This window comes from Pseudomonas sp. P5_A2_2, from assembly GCF_054177685.1.
In genome coordinates this window covers 1-14,944 of the sequence record NZ_JBGCUL010000042.1, presented here as the reverse complement: position 1 = coordinate 14,944, position 14,944 = coordinate 1, and the positions used below count along the sequence as shown (strand labels likewise).

Here is a 14,944-nt window from a genome sequence, read left to right as displayed (position 1 = left end):
TGTAACACCCGTCGTTGGTGGGACAACAGTCGATGGGCCTTGAATTGGGTGCTTAATCTCGCGTGGTTTGATCGCTTGGGACTTCCACGTCTCTCCTGACCTCAATCCCTCGAACCGCCCGGTGCGGACCCGCATGCCGGGTGGTGTGGCAGGGGTACGGTCTATGAAGGCCGTCCCCTATGCCGATTGGGGTTTAGTTCAGCCCCGGATTCGCCACCAGTCGCTCGCCATTGCGGGCCAGTGACTTGAGGAATTCGGTCTGCAATTCAGGATCATTGCGCGTCAGTTCGATCAGGCTCTGTTCCAGCTCACTGGCTTCCTCTTCAAGACCCAGCTCCGACAGGCGTTTGACCCGGTGGACCCATTGGCTGACTTCATCGCCTTCGAGATCGTCATAAATCAACCCGTGGGCCTCATAAAGCTTGCTGCGCAAGTTGCTGCTGATGACCAGGGTGGAATCGTTGTGCACGTTGCCCTGGGCATCCTCAACACGGATCAGCAAGCGGCTCAGATGATTGATGTCATGTTCGGCGAACGGGTTGTCCAACAGATTCAGGCGTAACACGCCGTTTTTGTCGGTGGTCAGCTCGAAGGTTTCCTTGCCGGCCTTGACCTCGACCGGGCGCTCGCTCCAGGGCAGGCTTGAGTACTCCGTACGCTTGTCGCGCTGGACTTCATCAATGCCGGCCAGGTTCTGCTGCGCGCGACCGTGGGACTGCACGTTCATGAACGGGTTGAGCCCGGCGAAACCGTAGCTCAGCCAATCCTTGGTCACGCTGTCCGGCAGATTGCCGAGGGCGAACACATTGACCACGTTGGCACCGACACCCGCCACCACGGCCACCGCGCCCAGCGGGATTTCGTAAATCTCCCGCCAGGGTTGGTACGGCGTATAGCGGTCGTAGTGACGTGTGACTTCGTACTCGGTGACTTCGAAAGTCTTCTGCTCGTGAATTTTCACCCGCCGTTGCGGCAGCTCAAGCACCTTGGGCTCACCGACATCGATCTGCAGGCTGTGATCGAGCAGTTTGCGCTCGACACGTTCCTCTTGCTCGCTGCGTTGTGACATGTGGTTGGCACAGCCGCTGACCAGTAGGGTGCCGCACAAGGCGGCACCACTGAGGCCTAAGGTGTTTCGCTTGAACATGACGCCTCTATGTCTGGTATCAGCGGCGGATGCGGGCCTGAAGGAACGACAGTACGTCGTCGACCGGCAGCGCTTGCGCATCGGCCTCGGTGCGGCTCTTGTATTCCAGGTTGCCTTCGGCCAGGCCGCGGTCGCTGACCACGATCCGGTGTGGAATGCCGATCAGCTCCATGTCCGCGAACTTGATGCCCGGGCTGGTTTTCTTGTCGCGGTCGTCGAGCAGCACTTCGAAGCCGGCAGCGGTGAGTTGCGCGTACAGCTTGTCGGTGGCTTCACGAACCTGTTCGGTTTCGTAGCGCAGCGGCACCAGGGCGATCTGGAAAGGCGCGAGGGTGTCGCTCCAGATGATCCCGTTTTCGTCGTTGTTCTGCTCGATGGCAGCCGCTACCACGCGGGACACGCCGATGCCGTAGCAGCCCATTTCCAGGGTGACCGGCTTGCCGTTTTCGCCCAGCACTTCGCACTTCATCGCTTTGCTGTACTTGTTGCCCAGCTGGAAGATGTGCCCGACTTCGATGCCGCGCTTGATTTCCAGGGTGCCTTTGCCGTCCGGGCTCGGGTCGCCGGCCACGACGTTGCGCAGGTCGGCAACGGTCGGAACAGGCAAGTCGCGTTCCCAGTTCACGCCGAAGTAGTGTTTGTCGTCGATGTTGGCGCCGATGCCGAAGTCGCTCATCAGTTCGACCGAACGGTCGATGATGATCGGCAGCGGCAGGTTCAACGGACCCAGGGAACCGGCACCGGCGCCAATGGCGTCGCGCAGTTCGCTTTCCGAGGCCATGACCAGCGGGCTGGCAACGCCTGGCTGGTTGGCTGCCTTGATTTCATTCAGCTCATGGTCGCCACGGATGATCAGGGCAATCAGCTTGCCTTTCTCTTCAGCGTGCACCACGAGGGTCTTGATGGTTTTCTCGATCGGCAGGTTGAAGCCTTCGACCAGTTGCGCAATGGTCTTGGCATTCGGCGTGTCGACCAGGCGCAGTTCTTCGGTCGGAGCGGCGCGCGAGGTTTCCCGTGGCACGGCCTCGGCTTTCTCGATGTTCGCCGCGTAGTCGGAACCGTTACTGAAGACGATGTCGTCTTCGCCCGATTCGGCCAGAACGTGGAACTCGTGGGAGCCGGCGCCGCCGATGGAACCGTTGTCGGCTTCGACAGGGCGGAACCTCAGGCCCAGACGGGTGAACACGTTGCAGTAAGCCTGGTGCATGCGGTCGTAGGTGACTTGCAGCGAAGGCTGGTCGGCGTGGAACGAGTAGGCGTCCTTCATGATGAATTCGCGGCCACGCATCAAGCCGAAGCGTGGGCGGATTTCGTCACGGAATTTGGTCTGGATCTGGTACAGGTTGATCGGCAGCTGCTTGTAGCTGCTCAATTCGTTGCGCATCAGATCGGTGATGACTTCTTCGTGGGTGGGGCCTGCGCAGAAGTCGCGACCGTGGCGATCCTTGAAGCGCAGCAATTCAGGGCCGTACTCTTCCCAGCGCCCGGATTCCTGCCACAGCTCAGCCGGTTGCGTGCTCGGCATCAACACTTCGAGAGAGCCGGCGGCGTTCATTTCTTCGCGAACGACGGCTTCGACCTTGCGCATTACCCGCAAGCCCATCGGCAGCCAGGTGTACAGGCCCGAGGCGAGTTTGCGGATCATGCCGGCGCGCAGCATCAGCTGGTGGCTGATCACGACCGCGTCGGAAGGCGTTTCTTTTTGTGTGGCGAGCAAAAATTGACTGGTGCGCATGGTTGGCCGTTATCGATTGCTGATGACGAGAAATGACGGAGCATTGTACGGGCGAGAACCGCTGGCGTACAGGCGTGCGGTCGGTGGTGTGGCAGGAGGGCGCGATTCACACGGCCCTCCGCGATTCTTCCTGCGAAAAGATTTTACGATTCTTCGGCGACCGGGGTCTGCACCGGTTCCGGTGTCGGTGTCGGACCTGCGCGGCGGTTCTCCTGGAACCAGTGCAAGGCGATCAACAACAAGGTCGGGACGCCCAGCAGGGCGGTGATCAGGAAGAAGTTGTGGTAACCGAATTTTTCCACCATGACCCCGGAGTAGCCGCCGATCAGGCGCGGCAGCAACAGCATGATCGAGCTGAGCAGGGCGTATTGGGTGGCGGAGAACTTGAGGTTGGTCAGACTCGACAGGTAGGCGACGAACGCCGAAGTCGCCAGGCCTGAACTGAAGTTGTCCAGGGAGATGGTCAGCACCAGCATGTTCAGGTTGGGGCCCATGTCGGCGAGCAGCAGGAACAGAATGTTGGTCGCCGCGGATGCGACGCCGCCGATGAACAGGATCGGCAGGATGCCGAAACGCACGATCAGCAGGCCGCCCATGCCGGCACCCACCAGGGTCATGATCAGGCCGAAGATTTTGCTGACGCTGGCGATCTGGTCCTTGGTGAAGCCCTGGTCGATGTAGAACACGTTGGCCATCACGCCCATGACCGTATCGGACATCCGATAGGTGGCGATCAAGCCGAGCAGCAGCAGCGCTTGCCAGCGGTATCGCAGGATGAAGTCGTTGATCGGCGTGAGCACGGGTGCCAGGCCGCGACGGCCCATGGACGAGAGGCACAGGGCGGTGAGCGTGATATAGAGGATGGCCCGCAGGAATGCGCGGTCTTCGAGCAGCAGGTCGAGCACGCTCACGCCTTCGAACAGTACGCTGGCGAAGTCGGTGTAGTAGAGCTGGGTGAACATGGCCGGCACGGACACCAGCAATATGATCAGCACGAACACCGAGGCCAGTTGATGCACGAAGCTGTAGCGCCCGGCCTGCAGTTGCGTGCGCAGCGGCACGGGAGGTTCGCGCATGAATATGGAAGTCAGCAGTGCCGGGACCATCAGTACCCCGAACAGAATGTAAGTGCCGGCCCAGGCCGAATGCTTGTAGTTGAAGCCGGTGGAGCCAAAGCCCTCGGCGAAGTACAGCGCGCCTGCAGTCGCCAGCAGCGCAGCGACCCGGTAGCCGGACATGTAGCTGGCGGCSAGGGCGGCCTGWYGRKTGTCYTSGGCGATTTCCAGGCGATAGGCGTCTACCGCAATATCCTGCGTCGCTGATGCGAAAGCGACGACCACGGCAATGGCGATCAGCCAGGACAAATGCTTTTGCGGATCGCAGAAACCCATCCCGATCAGGCCAAGGATGACCAGTGCCTGGGACAGCACGAGCCAGGATCGTCGTCGACCGAGTTTGCCGAGCAACGGCAGTCGCCATTGGTCGAGCAACGGTGACCAGACCCATTTGAAGGCATATGCCAGGCCAATCAGGCTTGCATAACCGATGGTTTCACGCGCCACGCCGGCTTCACGCAGCCAGACTGAAAGCGTCGAAAACACCAGCATGTAGGGCAGGCCGGCGGCGAACCCAAGCAGCAACAGCACGAGTGTCGAAGGGCTGGCATAAGCGGCGAGCGCGGCGCGCCAGGTTTTACGGGGCATGGGCTGGAGTCTGCCTCAAGAAATACGGAAACAAAGCGCGCACTCTAACCGCTGTGCTCTACCGGACGCCARCCATGGCGCTGAATATCAACACGATTATTCAGGACACTGATGCCCTCCATGCGTAATCGTGCGCGCTGCTCATCGCCCGAAGGGCTGCCGACCGGCAGGCTGATACGCCCGTTTGCACCCAGAACGCGATGCCAGGGCAATTTGCTGTCGCTCGGCAATTGGCTGAGGGTGCGGCCGACCCAGCGCGCGGCGCGACCCAGTCCTGCAAGCTCGGCCAGTTGACCGTAGCTGACGACTTTGCCCTCGGGAACTTGCGCCAGTGTCAGATACAGCGCCGTGCGTCGGATTTGCGCCGCACTCTCGGGTTCATCGGTTGGATCGGTCACGTCCGTCAGTCCTGAAGAAGTCTGCTTTACCATCTGTAGAGTAAATCCTGTACAGACGGTTGAGAAATGAACTCAACAAAAATAGTCGGGTCAGTCATTGTCAGATCCTTATTCCTACGGATAATGCCGACTTTTCTCGCAAACCTGAGCCTGTATTTTGCTTATGTTGTCCAGATCCCTGCTGTGTCTCGCCGTACTTGGTGCTTCCACTCCCTTGCTGGCCGATACCGTGTGGTTGAAGAACGGTGACAAGCTGAGCGGCAAGATCACGCTGTTCGATGGCGGCAGGCTGCTGATCCAGACCGAGTACGCCGGTGCGGTGACGATCGACTGGAAACAGGTCAAGACCCTGGAAAGCGATCAGGAATTGTTGGTCAAGCAGGATGCCTACACTGGCGAGAAAGCCAAGTCGCTGAAAGCAGCGGACGCCGRCAAGGTGACGCTGGCCAACGGCGAAGTGCCGAAGACGGTCGAACTGGCGAGCATCCAGCAGATTCTCAAGCCAAAGCCGGTGGTCGAGGATCTGGTGTGGAAAGGCAACGTCGATATCGCGCTGGACTATCAGCGGGCGGAAAACGACACCGATGACTACGACATCGACTTCAAGACCAGTGCGCGACACGGTCGCTGGCGGCACACCGCTGAAGGTGAATACAACCGTGAGTTCCAGGACGACGTGGTGACCACGGACAACTGGCGGGCCGAGTACTCCATCGACCGATTCCTGACCGATCAATGGTTCTGGCAGGGGCGCCTGGTCTACAAGCGCGACAAGGTCGAAGACCTTTCCCGTCAGCGCACTGTCGGTACGGGCCCCGGCTATCAGTTCTGGGATGACGAACTCGGGGCGTTTTCCCTTGGCTCGCTGGTCAACCGCACGGACTTTGAATTCTCCGATGGCAGCAAGGACAATTTCTACGCCCTGGCCATGACGTGGGATTACAACCGCTACCTGGTCGGTAAACGTGTCGAGTTCTTCACCAGTGGTGAGGTCGGCAAGCCGCTGTCGGGTGTGGCCGACTACGCACTCGATGCCGAGATGGGGTTGCGCTACAAGGTGACCGAATGGGCTTCGCTGAACCTGAAGGCGGAGCGGGACATCATCAGCGGCACCGACGATGCGGATCTGGACAAGACGCGCTACACCGCGGGATTTGGCGTGACCTGGTAAGAAATTTTTTTGTGCGGACAAAAACACCCGCCCACAAAAAAGCCCCGCTGTTGAGGGCGGGGCTTCTTACTAAAGCAAGTACAAGTTAGATAACTTGAACTTCTTCAGCTTGCATGCCTTTCTGACCGCGGGTAGCGATGAAAGAAACCTGTTGGCCTTCTTTCAGGCTTTTGAAGCCGTCGGACTGGATAGCTTTGAAGTGAACGAACAGGTCGTCACCGGATTGTGGGGTGATGAAGCCGAAGCCTTTTTCATCGTTGAACCACTTAACGGTACCGGTTTGGCGATTAGACATGGTGTAACTCCTTGAACAAAGATAACTGCGACTCAGGAAGAACCCTGGCCGAGACTGAGTGCAAAGAGCAGGAAAAATTCTTGTAGATGGTTGGATCGAAATTCAACATATCGTGTAGAGATTCTCAGTGACACAAGCAGCACAGTGACGCCACCTTAACCCTTTTTCCGGGACGTGCCAATGCTTCTTGCGAAGGTTTCTCTGATTTAAGGATCGGCGGTGCGACGGTTCGTCGCCAGCGCAGGTAATTCCTGCCTGTTCGGCGAGAATTGCACCGCGGACTTTGAACCCGGCGGCGCGCCCGGTAAGATGCCGGACAGAATTTTTCGACCTCGCTATTCAGGACACCCGCCATGAGCATCAAATCGGACAAGTGGATTCGCCGCATGGCGCAGGAACACGGCATGATCGAGCCTTTCGTCGAGCGCCAGATGCGCGGCAGCGACGATAGCCGTGTGATCTCCTACGGCGTGTCGAGCTACGGCTACGACGTGCGTTGCACTAATCACTTCAAGGTGTTCACCAACATCAATTCGGCCATCGTCGATCCGAAGAACTTCGATGCCGGCAGCTTCGTCGACATCCACAGCGACGTGTGCATCATTCCGCCTAATTCCTTCGCCCTGGCCAGCACCGTCGAATACTTCCGCATTCCGCGCAATGTCTTGACCATTTGCCTGGGTAAAAGCACCTACGCGCGCTGCGGCATCATCGTCAACGTCACGCCGCTCGAGCCTGAGTGGGAAGGTCACGTGACCCTTGAATTCTCCAACACCACCAATCTGCCGGCGAAAATCTACGCGAACGAAGGCGTGGCGCAGATGCTGTTCCTCGAGTCTGACGAAGAATGTGAAGTGTCCTACAAGGACCGTGGCGGCAAGTACCAAGGCCAGCGTGGCGTAACCCTGCCTCGCACCTGAGTCAACCGTCCGACAAATGCCGGGAATTCCTGGGCGGGCGTACACTCTATGGAGTGTACTGCTCCGATCCGCGCAAGGCGGGTCGGGCCATCGCTCAGGAGTGCCGAATGAAGATCGATCCGCGAATCAGTGCCGAACTGGCAAGGTTTGAACCCAATCAGGTTGGCGTTCTGGCCTGGTCCTTGTTGGCGCTTCCCTCGGTCATCCCGGCTGGCGGGATTCCAGGTCAACCCGACCCTGATACCCCGAACGAACAGCCTAACGAGCCAGGTGAGCCGACCCTGCCGGATGAGCCACCGCCTGCGCCTGTTGTCTGATAATCCGGACACTACCAATCAAATGTAGGAGCGAGCCTGCTCGCGATTGCGGTGTAACAGTCACAATGAAGCTGACTGAACCACCGCAATCGCGAGCAGGCTCGCTCCCACAGGTTTTGCAGTTGGCGTTACTTCAGGTTGCCACTCAGGAACTGCTTCAACCGCTCGCTTTTCGGATTGCCCAGCACGTCTTCTGGCGCGCCTTCTTCTTCAACCAGACCCTGGTGCAGAAACAGCACCTGGCTCGACACTTTGCGCGCAAAGCTCATTTCGTGGGTCACCATGATCATGGTCCGGCCTTCTTCGGCCAGGCCCTGGATCACCTTGAGCACTTCACCCACCAGTTCCGGGTCCAGCGCGGAGGTTGGTTCGTCGAACAGCATGACTTCCGGCTCCATGGCCAGTGCGCGGGCAATCGCAACCCGTTGTTGCTGACCGCCGGACAGGAATGCCGGGTATTGGTCCGCTACACGGGAGGCCAGTCCCACCTTGTCGAGGTAGCGCCGGGCGCGGTCCTCGGCTTCTTTCCTGTCGCACCCCAGCACCCGCCGCGGGGCCATGGTGATGTTTTCCAGCACCGTCATGTGGCTCCACAGGTTGAAGTGCTGGAACACCATGGCCAGGCGAGTGCGAATTCGCTGCAGTTCATTGGCGTCGGCCACGTGCATGCCGTGACGATCCTTGATCATGCGGATGTTCTGCCCGTCGAGGCTCATGGCGCCGTCGTTGGGTTGTTCCAGGARGTTGATGCAACGCAGGAAGGTGCTTTTACCCGAGCCGCTGGCGCCGATCAGGCTGATGACGTCGCCGGTGTTGGCCTTGAGTGAAACACCTTTGAGGACTTCATGATCGCCATAGCTCTTATGCAGGCCTTCGATGGTCAATTTGTACATGGGGCGTGCATCCTCAAGGCGAAAGTAGATAGCCGCTGCGATAGGCTTCGGTGCCCGCGACGTGGGCGATCACCATGCCGGCAGTGGCCATGCGGCGCAGCGAACGGGCGTACATCAACCCGGCGGCGGAGCAATGAACGGGAGTGACGCGATCGCTGATCGGATCAATGATCTCGGCGATCAGTTGCCCGGCCTCCAGGTACTGGCCCGGCAGCGCGGTGAACACCAGCAACCCGCCGACGGGCGTGGCCACCGGTTCTACACCGGCCAGCGGTGTCGCCGGCCAGGGCAGGTCGGGCAGGGGCGCGGGTTCGCCGGCGATCGCGCCGAAATGGATCAGGTAGTCGATCAACGCCTGACAGTCGAGGCTTGCCAGCGGGTGATTGACGTCGCCCTGGCCGCGCAATTCGACGGTCACCGAAAAACTGCCTGGTGGAATGTCGAAGTGTTCGCCGAAGCGTTCCTTCAACTGCCACCAGAGCAGGGTGAAGCATTCGTCGAACGACTGGCCACCGGAATCGGTCGCCAACAGGCTGGCTTCGGCGCCGATGTAGCGGGCCAGTGGCTCGACCTGTGGCCAAGCCTGCGGCGTGGTGTACAGGTGTGCGACCGCTTCGAAATCACAATGCAGGTCGAGCACCATGTCGGCATCGCAGGCCAGCCGTTGCAGGGTCAGGCGCTGGGATTGCAATTGGGTGTTGGCGGTCTGCCGGGCCAGCGCATCGCGCAGGCTGCTGCGGATCAATTGCCGGTTGTGCTGCGGATCTTCACCGTGTTGGTCTTCGATCGCGTTGCCGACTTCTTCACTTAAGTCGACGAACCAGCGGTTGAAGTTCTGGCCGCTTTCCAGCTCGTAGCGGCCCAGCGGCACATCCATCAGCACCTGTTCCAGGCCCACCGGGTTGGCGATGGGCACCAGCACGATTTCGCTGCGCAGGCGACCGGCGGCTTCCAGCTCCGCCAGGCGTTGCTTGAGGTGCCAGGCCACCAGCATGCCGGGTATTTCATCGGCGTGCAGGGAGGCCTGGATGTAGATCTTGCCGTTGGCCGGTTGTGGGCCGAAGTGAAAACTGTGGATCTGTCGTGCGGTCCCCGGCAGCGGGGCCAGCAGGTCATGTATCTGGTGGCRCATCTGTTGTTTCCTGAAGCAGGTTGAGCCCTAGTGGGTCGGCCCGAGGAAGGCCAGCCATCGGCGTTCGGCAAGGCGGAACAGGCCGACCAGCGCAAAAGTGACGGTCAGGTAGATCAGCGCGGCGATGCCGAACGACTGGAAGGTCAGGAAGGTCGCCGAGTTGGCGTCCCGCGCGACTTTCAGGATGTCCGGGATGGTCGCGGTGAAGGCCACGGTGGTCGAGTGCAGCATCAGGATCACTTCGTTGCTGTAGTACGGCAACGAACGACGCAGGGCCGACGGCATGATCACATAGGCGTAGAGCTTCCATCCGGTCAGCCCGTAAGCCTTGGCCGCTTCCACTTCACCGTGGGCCATGCTGCGGATGGCCCCGGCGAAAATCTCTGTGGTGTAGGCGCAGGTGTTCAGGGCGAAGGCCAGGATGGTGCAGTTCATCGCATCGCGGAAGAAACTGTCGAGCAGCGGTTGTGCGCGCACCGCGGCCAGGCTGTAAATGCCGGTGTAGCAGATCAGCAACTGGATATACAACGGCGTGCCACGGAACAGGTAGGTGTAGAACTGCACCGGCCAGCGAATGTAGAGGCGCGGTGAAACCCGGGCGATAGACAGTGGAATCGAGACGATGAAACCGAAGAAGATCGATGCGCTGAGCAACCACATGGTCATGGCCAGACCGGTGATGTTATTGCCGTCGCTGTAAAGGAAGGGTTTCCAGTATTCCTGCAGGAGTTCGATCATCGTACGGCCTCCCGGGTACCGGCGGAGTAACGACGTTCAAGCCAGCGCAGAATGAAGTTGGACGCGCTGGTGATCACCAGATAGATCAGCGCGGCAAGTACCAGGAAGTAAAACAGCTGATAGCTGCTTTTGCCGGCGTCCTGGGCAGCCTTGACCAGATCGGCGAGGCCGATGATCGACACCAGCGCGGTGGCCTTGAGCATCACCATCCAGTTGTTACCGATGCCCGGCAGGGCATAACGCATCATCTGTGGGAACACCACGATCCAGAAACGCTGGCCGCGCTTGAGGCCATAGGCGGTGGCCGCTTCGACCTGACCCCGTGGGACGGCGAGAATCGCGCCACGGAAGGTTTCGGTGAAATACGCACCGTAGATGAAGCCCAGGGTAATGACCCCGGCGCTGAACGGGTTGATTTCGATGTATTCCCATTCCATGTAATCGGTAAACGAGGTCAGCCAGGTTTGCAGACTGTAGAAAATCAGCAGCATCAGGACCAGGTCCGGAACGCCGCGAATGAGCGTGGTGTAGAGCTGGGCAGGCAAGCGCATCAGTTTGACTTTTGACAACTTGGCACTGGCGCCGAGCAGACCGAGCAACACGGCTACCAACAGCGATAACGCCGACAATTTGATCGTCATCCAGGTGCCTTGCATCAGCAGCGGACCGAAGCCCTTGAGGCTGAAGGCAGAGAGCCCCAGATTTTCCAGTAGGTTTTCAAACATAAATCAGCAGCCTGATCGGATGAAAAAAGCGCCCATCCAGAGATGGGCGCCGGGCATTATTTGCCGCTGTACAGATTCAGATCGCCAAAGTGTTTCTTCTGAATGGTGGTGTAGGTGCCATCATCGTGTAACGCTTTGATACCTTTATCCAAAAGTGCTTTCAGCTCGGTGTTACCTTTCTTAATACCGACCGCTGTTTTGGCCGGCAGCAGCTCATTGTCGACCGGCTTGCTGACTTCGTAGTCGGCACCCTGTGGCGACTTCAGAAAGCCCAGTTCGGCTTGCAGCATGTCCTGGATCCCTGCGTCGAGACGACCGGAAGTCAAGTCGGCGTAGACCTGATCCTGGTTGGCGTAGGCCTGGGTTTTTACGCCGGCCTTGTCCAGAATGGCTTTGGCATAGGCTTCCTGAATGGTGCCTTGTTCGTAGCCGACGGTTTTGCCCTTGAGTGACGCGACGTCTGCGGTCACGCCGGAACCTTTCTTGGACACGTAAGCGGTTGGGCCGGAAAACAGCTCGCTGGAGAAGTCGATGACTTTTTCACGGGCCGGGGTCACGGTCATCGACGAGATCACACCGTCGAATTTATTGGCTTTGAGGCCGGGAATCATGCCGTCGAAGTCACTTTCGACCCATTTGCACTTGACCTTCAACTCGGCGCAGATCGCGTTCCCCAGATCGATGTCAAAGCCTACCAGGCTGCCATCGGCCGCTTTCGACTCGAACGGTGCGTAGGAAGGGTCAACGCCGAAGCGCAGTTCTTTGTACTCCTTCGCCATGGCGGAACCAGCAGCCATGCACAACGCCAGTGCAGAAAGGGTCAGCAATGCTTTTTTCATTATTCAATCCCTAAAAACCAATATGAGCGCTTGTAGCGCAGAATTATTGTTACTGGAAAGCGTAAGACCTGTTGAAAGTAGCAATTTCCGAACCAGTGTGCCGAACAAGCGTTTTAAAAGGTGTCTGGAAATAGCCGGAGACAGATTTATGCACGAAAACGGGCGCAGGGAAATGGCCGCACCCGTTCGGTTCAAAAAGAAAAAAATTCGCGGATGAGAAGAGGGCTTGGCTGAGCAGATTTTTCAGGGTCGTCAAGCTATCGGCTTCGTCGACCGACTTGTCCTTGCGCCAGCGCAACCGCGAAGGCGATTCAACATTCAACCTCTATTTTGAATGTTGAATCGCCTTCGCGAACAGGCTCGTTTCCACAGGAAAAGGGCGGGGTTACTTTCCTGGCGTCAGCGTCAACCGCGCCTTGCCATAGGCGTTGTCGAAGTTCTGCGGCTGCATCGGCAGGCTCATGTACTGGCCCTTGAGCCACGGTTCGATGCCGTTGAGGTAGTTCGGGCTGGCCGGGTTGCCGGATTGGCCGGTGCCGTTTTGTGCCATCAGCGGCTCGGACTGGCCGAAGTCGACGATAAAGCGCATGGCTGGCGCCAGCGTAGTGTTGAAGTCCTGGCCCCAGGCGAAGGCGGCGGTGTTGAGCGTGGTGTGATCGCCACCGGCCGGCAGCGGTCCGCGTACGGTCTGGCCGCTGCTGTTTTTCCATTCATAACGGTGCAGTTTGCCCCACTGCCAGGCCTTGTGATCACTGCCCAATTGGCTGTCGCCTGCGCTGATCGCTGCGGCGAGGCTGCGGGCGAGGATCGCCGGTTTGTCTTCTTTCTGTGCGGTGCGCACGTCATCCCAGAACGGGCTGTCCTCACGCCCGAGCAAGTGATCGGCCTGGGCCGTGTAGGACAATTTGCCGTCGGCGACAAAGGCCTTCCACGCCGCGCTGCTTTCAGGGCCCAGTTCATCGAGGAAGATCTGCCGGGTGCTTTCCTGCAGGAACAGTTCGTAGATGGCCGCATCGGTGGAGGTTGGGCCGAGCTTGCCGTCGAACGCCATCAGGCGGCTGTAGGCCTCGTGTGCCTTGGCACGATCTGCCGCCGGCAAGGCGTCCATGGCCTGTTTGAGAGGCTGGGCCATGCCCGGCGCTTCAAACATTTTCTTCAGCTTGGCAGCGAAGGTAGTGGTCTGGTCGTATTGCATGGCGATCAGGCTGCGGCTGTCGTGTTTGCCTGCACCGGCCAGTTCGGCCAGGCGCTCGCCGCGCTCCGGAGCGGCCCAGGAATTGGACAACTGCATGCCGTAGCCATGGGGAATGACCCGCTGGTTGGCGGTGCCGAGCCAGCCTTGTGCCGGGTCCTGGTCGTACGGGTGCAACATCGGGTCGGCGTAGCCGTCCCAATCGTAACGACCTTCCCAGCCCGGAGAGGGCAGCAGACCTTCGCCTTCGCGACGGTTCGGGTAACGACCGGTGACTTGCCAGCCGATGTGGCTCGCGTCGGCAAACACCAGGTTCAGCGCGATGGCGCGGATTTCGCGGCTGGCATCAGAGGCTTTCTCGACGCTCTGGGCGCGGGACAGGTCGAAGAACGCATCCAGGGTCTTGTCGTCGGTGAAGCTCGGCGTCTGCAAGGCCAGGCCGAAACCATTGGCCAGAGTGCTGCTCTGAGCGCTGTTGAGCAGCGGGCCATGGCGGGTTTCGTACACGGCTTCGCGAATCGGTCGCTGGCCTTTGACGAAGTAGGTTTCGTTGCGCACGATCGCCGGCTGCCACTTCCCGGCATTTTCGTAGGTGAGCCCGTTGCCCTGGCGTTTGATCTTCTCCAGGAACAGGTCCTGGTTGTCGCCCATCACGGACGTCATGCTCCATGCCACCTTGCCGTTGAAACCACCGAGCACCATTGGCAGGCCCGCGATGGTCACGCCGGACGCCTGATACTTCGGCGCGCGAATCTGCACGTAACTGAACAACGAAGGCACGCCCAGCGGGTCGTGACTGTCACTGGCCAACAGGCTCTTGCCGCTGCGGCTGCGTTGCGGGGCGATGGCCCAGTTATTCGACGAGGTGGCGCCGAGCAGGTTCAGGTCCGCCAGTTGCCCGGTGGCCTTGCTGAGTTCGGCCAGCCCCGGCACTTGCCCGTTGAGTTTGATGCCTTGCAGTTTTTCGCTTTCGGCGACCGGCAGTTTTTCGTCGGGAGCCGACGGCGTCAGCCACGCCAGTTTGTCGGTGGTGACGGTCTGGGCCAGTACCAGCGCGGAAATTTCTTCCGGCAGGTTGGTCGACTGGCTGAAGTTCAACAGGCAGAAAATCAGCGCCGAATCTTCCGGCTGCCAGTATTCAGGCTGGTACCCGGAGGCCGCGAGGTCCGCCGGCAGTTTGTCGCGGTAGCGGAACAGGTAGGCGTTGACGCCGCGCGCATAGACTTCGAAGAAACGCTTGAGACGCGGCGAAGAGGCCTTGTACAACTCGCCAGCACTTTTCTTCAGGTTGACCGCCCGCATGTAGCGGTCGGCATCCAGCAGGTCGGCACCGTGCATTTCGGCCAGACGGCCCTGGGCCAGCAGGCGCAGGGTGACCATCTGCGTGATGCGGTCGCTGGCATGCACGTAACCGAGTGTGAACAGCGCGTCGTGGAAGCTGTTGCTTTCGATCAGCGGCATGCCCATGGCATTGCGGCGCACCGAAACGTTCTGCGCCAGGCCCTTGAGCGGTTGTACGCCGGAGGTCGGCGGGAGGGTGTCCTGGGCGTTGAAATTCTGACAACCGGTCAGGCTCAAGGCACCGACCACTGCTGCGGCAACGCCGAACCGGGGTAGAAAATGAGTAAGGGCTGGCGAGGCCATGGCAAAGCTCCTGCGGGGGTAGAGGCGGCGGCGCGCAATAAAGGCGCTACGTTAGTGAGCGGGAGGTGGCCGCGCAAGCGGGGTACAAGTACAAG

General features: G+C 59.7%; 14 protein-coding genes. 3 read left to right on the top strand and 11 right to left on the bottom strand.

Features of this window, described 5'->3' with window-relative positions; all coding sequences use genetic code 11:
- Positions 1 to 193 precede the first annotated feature (193 nt).
- The 4 genes from ACXRVY_RS06385 to ACXRVY_RS06370 form a co-directional block, all read right to left on the bottom strand.
- Positions 194 to 1,147: a hypothetical protein gene (locus ACXRVY_RS06385; RefSeq protein WP_223463170.1), complete on the bottom strand. Its 954-nt coding sequence runs from the start codon at positions 1,145 to 1,147 to the stop codon at positions 194 to 196.
- Between the two features lie 19 nt (positions 1,148 to 1,166).
- Positions 1,167 to 2,882, bottom strand: coding sequence for a proline--tRNA ligase (locus tag ACXRVY_RS06380; protein WP_223463171.1), 1,716 nt, complete (start codon positions 2,880 to 2,882; stop codon positions 1,167 to 1,169).
- Positions 2,883 to 3,025: 143 nt separating this feature from the next.
- Positions 3,026 to 4,585 (bottom strand): AmpG family muropeptide MFS transporter, encoded by a 1,560-nt coding sequence (locus tag ACXRVY_RS06375; RefSeq protein WP_458237126.1) that lies wholly within the window; start codon positions 4,583 to 4,585, stop codon positions 3,026 to 3,028.
- Positions 4,586 to 4,629: 44 nt separating this feature from the next.
- Positions 4,630 to 4,983, bottom strand: a complete 354-nt coding sequence (locus ACXRVY_RS06370) for an MGMT family protein (RefSeq protein ID WP_007971652.1) — start codon at positions 4,981 to 4,983, stop codon at positions 4,630 to 4,632.
- Positions 4,984 to 5,146: 163 nt separating this feature from the next.
- Between ACXRVY_RS06370 and ACXRVY_RS06365 the strand changes: the two genes are divergently transcribed.
- Positions 5,147 to 6,154, top strand: coding sequence for a DUF481 domain-containing protein (locus tag ACXRVY_RS06365; RefSeq protein WP_458237125.1), 1,008 nt, complete (start codon positions 5,147 to 5,149; stop codon positions 6,152 to 6,154).
- Positions 6,155 to 6,239: 85 nt separating this feature from the next.
- On the opposite strand, the gene ACXRVY_RS06360 is transcribed toward ACXRVY_RS06365, so the two are convergent.
- Positions 6,240 to 6,449 carry a cold-shock protein gene (locus ACXRVY_RS06360; protein WP_002554837.1) on the bottom strand — a complete coding sequence of 70 codons (210 nt, stop codon included), beginning with the start codon at positions 6,447 to 6,449 and terminating at the stop codon, positions 6,240 to 6,242.
- Positions 6,450 to 6,802: 353 nt separating this feature from the next.
- On the opposite strand from ACXRVY_RS06360, the gene dcd reads away from it, so the two are divergent.
- Positions 6,803 to 7,369, top strand: a complete 567-nt coding sequence (gene dcd, locus ACXRVY_RS06355) for a dCTP deaminase (protein WP_007940589.1) — start codon at positions 6,803 to 6,805, stop codon at positions 7,367 to 7,369.
- A 107-nt stretch (positions 7,370 to 7,476) separates the two neighbouring features.
- Positions 7,477 to 7,686 (top strand): hypothetical protein, encoded by a 210-nt coding sequence (locus ACXRVY_RS06350; protein WP_223463174.1) that lies wholly within the window; start codon positions 7,477 to 7,479, stop codon positions 7,684 to 7,686.
- Between the two features lie 128 nt (positions 7,687 to 7,814).
- Here ACXRVY_RS06350 and ACXRVY_RS06345 read toward each other — a convergent pair whose 3' ends face one another.
- From ACXRVY_RS06345 to ACXRVY_RS06320, 6 genes are all read right to left on the bottom strand, one after another.
- Positions 7,815 to 8,579 (bottom strand): ABC transporter ATP-binding protein, encoded by a 765-nt coding sequence (locus ACXRVY_RS06345; RefSeq protein ID WP_458237124.1) that lies wholly within the window; start codon positions 8,577 to 8,579, stop codon positions 7,815 to 7,817.
- Positions 8,580 to 8,592: 13 nt separating this feature from the next.
- Entirely contained in the window at positions 8,593 to 9,711 is a 1,119-nt protein-coding gene (locus ACXRVY_RS06340) for a succinylglutamate desuccinylase/aspartoacylase family protein (RefSeq protein ID WP_458237123.1), read from the bottom strand.
- Between the two features lie 27 nt (positions 9,712 to 9,738).
- Positions 9,739 to 10,449: an ABC transporter permease gene (locus ACXRVY_RS06335; RefSeq protein ID WP_108216706.1), complete on the bottom strand. Its 711-nt coding sequence runs from the start codon at positions 10,447 to 10,449 to the stop codon at positions 9,739 to 9,741.
- Positions 10,446 to 11,174 (bottom strand): ABC transporter permease, encoded by a 729-nt coding sequence (locus tag ACXRVY_RS06330; RefSeq protein WP_223463177.1) that lies wholly within the window; start codon positions 11,172 to 11,174, stop codon positions 10,446 to 10,448. The genes ACXRVY_RS06335 and ACXRVY_RS06330 overlap by 4 nt, the downstream gene beginning before the upstream one ends.
- Positions 11,175 to 11,230: 56 nt before the next feature.
- Positions 11,231 to 12,013: a transporter substrate-binding domain-containing protein gene (locus tag ACXRVY_RS06325; protein WP_223463178.1), complete on the bottom strand. Its 783-nt coding sequence runs from the start codon at positions 12,011 to 12,013 to the stop codon at positions 11,231 to 11,233.
- Positions 12,014 to 12,398: 385 nt separating this feature from the next.
- Positions 12,399 to 14,849, bottom strand: a complete 2,451-nt coding sequence (locus ACXRVY_RS06320) for a penicillin acylase family protein (protein WP_223463179.1) — start codon at positions 14,847 to 14,849, stop codon at positions 12,399 to 12,401.
- Positions 14,850 to 14,944: the final 95 nt, after the last annotated feature.

Coding starts and splice junctions, on each gene's coding strand:
- ACXRVY_RS06325 (WP_223463178.1), bottom strand. CDS start 12,013: ATGAAAAAAGCATTGCTGACCCTTTCTGCACTGGCGTTGTGCATGGCT.
- ACXRVY_RS06380 (WP_223463171.1), bottom strand. CDS start 2,882: ATGCGCACCAGTCAATTTTTGCTCGCCACACAAAAAGAAACGCCTTCC.
- ACXRVY_RS06385 (WP_223463170.1), bottom strand. CDS start 1,147: ATGTTCAAGCGAAACACCTTAGGCCTCAGTGGTGCCGCCTTGTGCGGC.
- ACXRVY_RS06335 (WP_108216706.1), bottom strand. CDS start 10,449: ATGATCGAACTCCTGCAGGAATACTGGAAACCCTTCCTTTACAGCGAC.
- ACXRVY_RS06350 (WP_223463174.1), top strand. CDS start 7,477: ATGAAGATCGATCCGCGAATCAGTGCCGAACTGGCAAGGTTTGAACCC.
- ACXRVY_RS06360 (WP_002554837.1), bottom strand. CDS start 6,449: ATGTCTAATCGCCAAACCGGTACCGTTAAGTGGTTCAACGATGAAAAA.
- ACXRVY_RS06320 (WP_223463179.1), bottom strand. CDS start 14,849: ATGGCCTCGCCAGCCCTTACTCATTTTCTACCCCGGTTCGGCGTTGCC.
- ACXRVY_RS06330 (WP_223463177.1), bottom strand. CDS start 11,174: ATGTTTGAAAACCTACTGGAAAATCTGGGGCTCTCTGCCTTCAGCCTC.
- dcd (WP_007940589.1), top strand. CDS start 6,803: ATGAGCATCAAATCGGACAAGTGGATTCGCCGCATGGCGCAGGAACAC.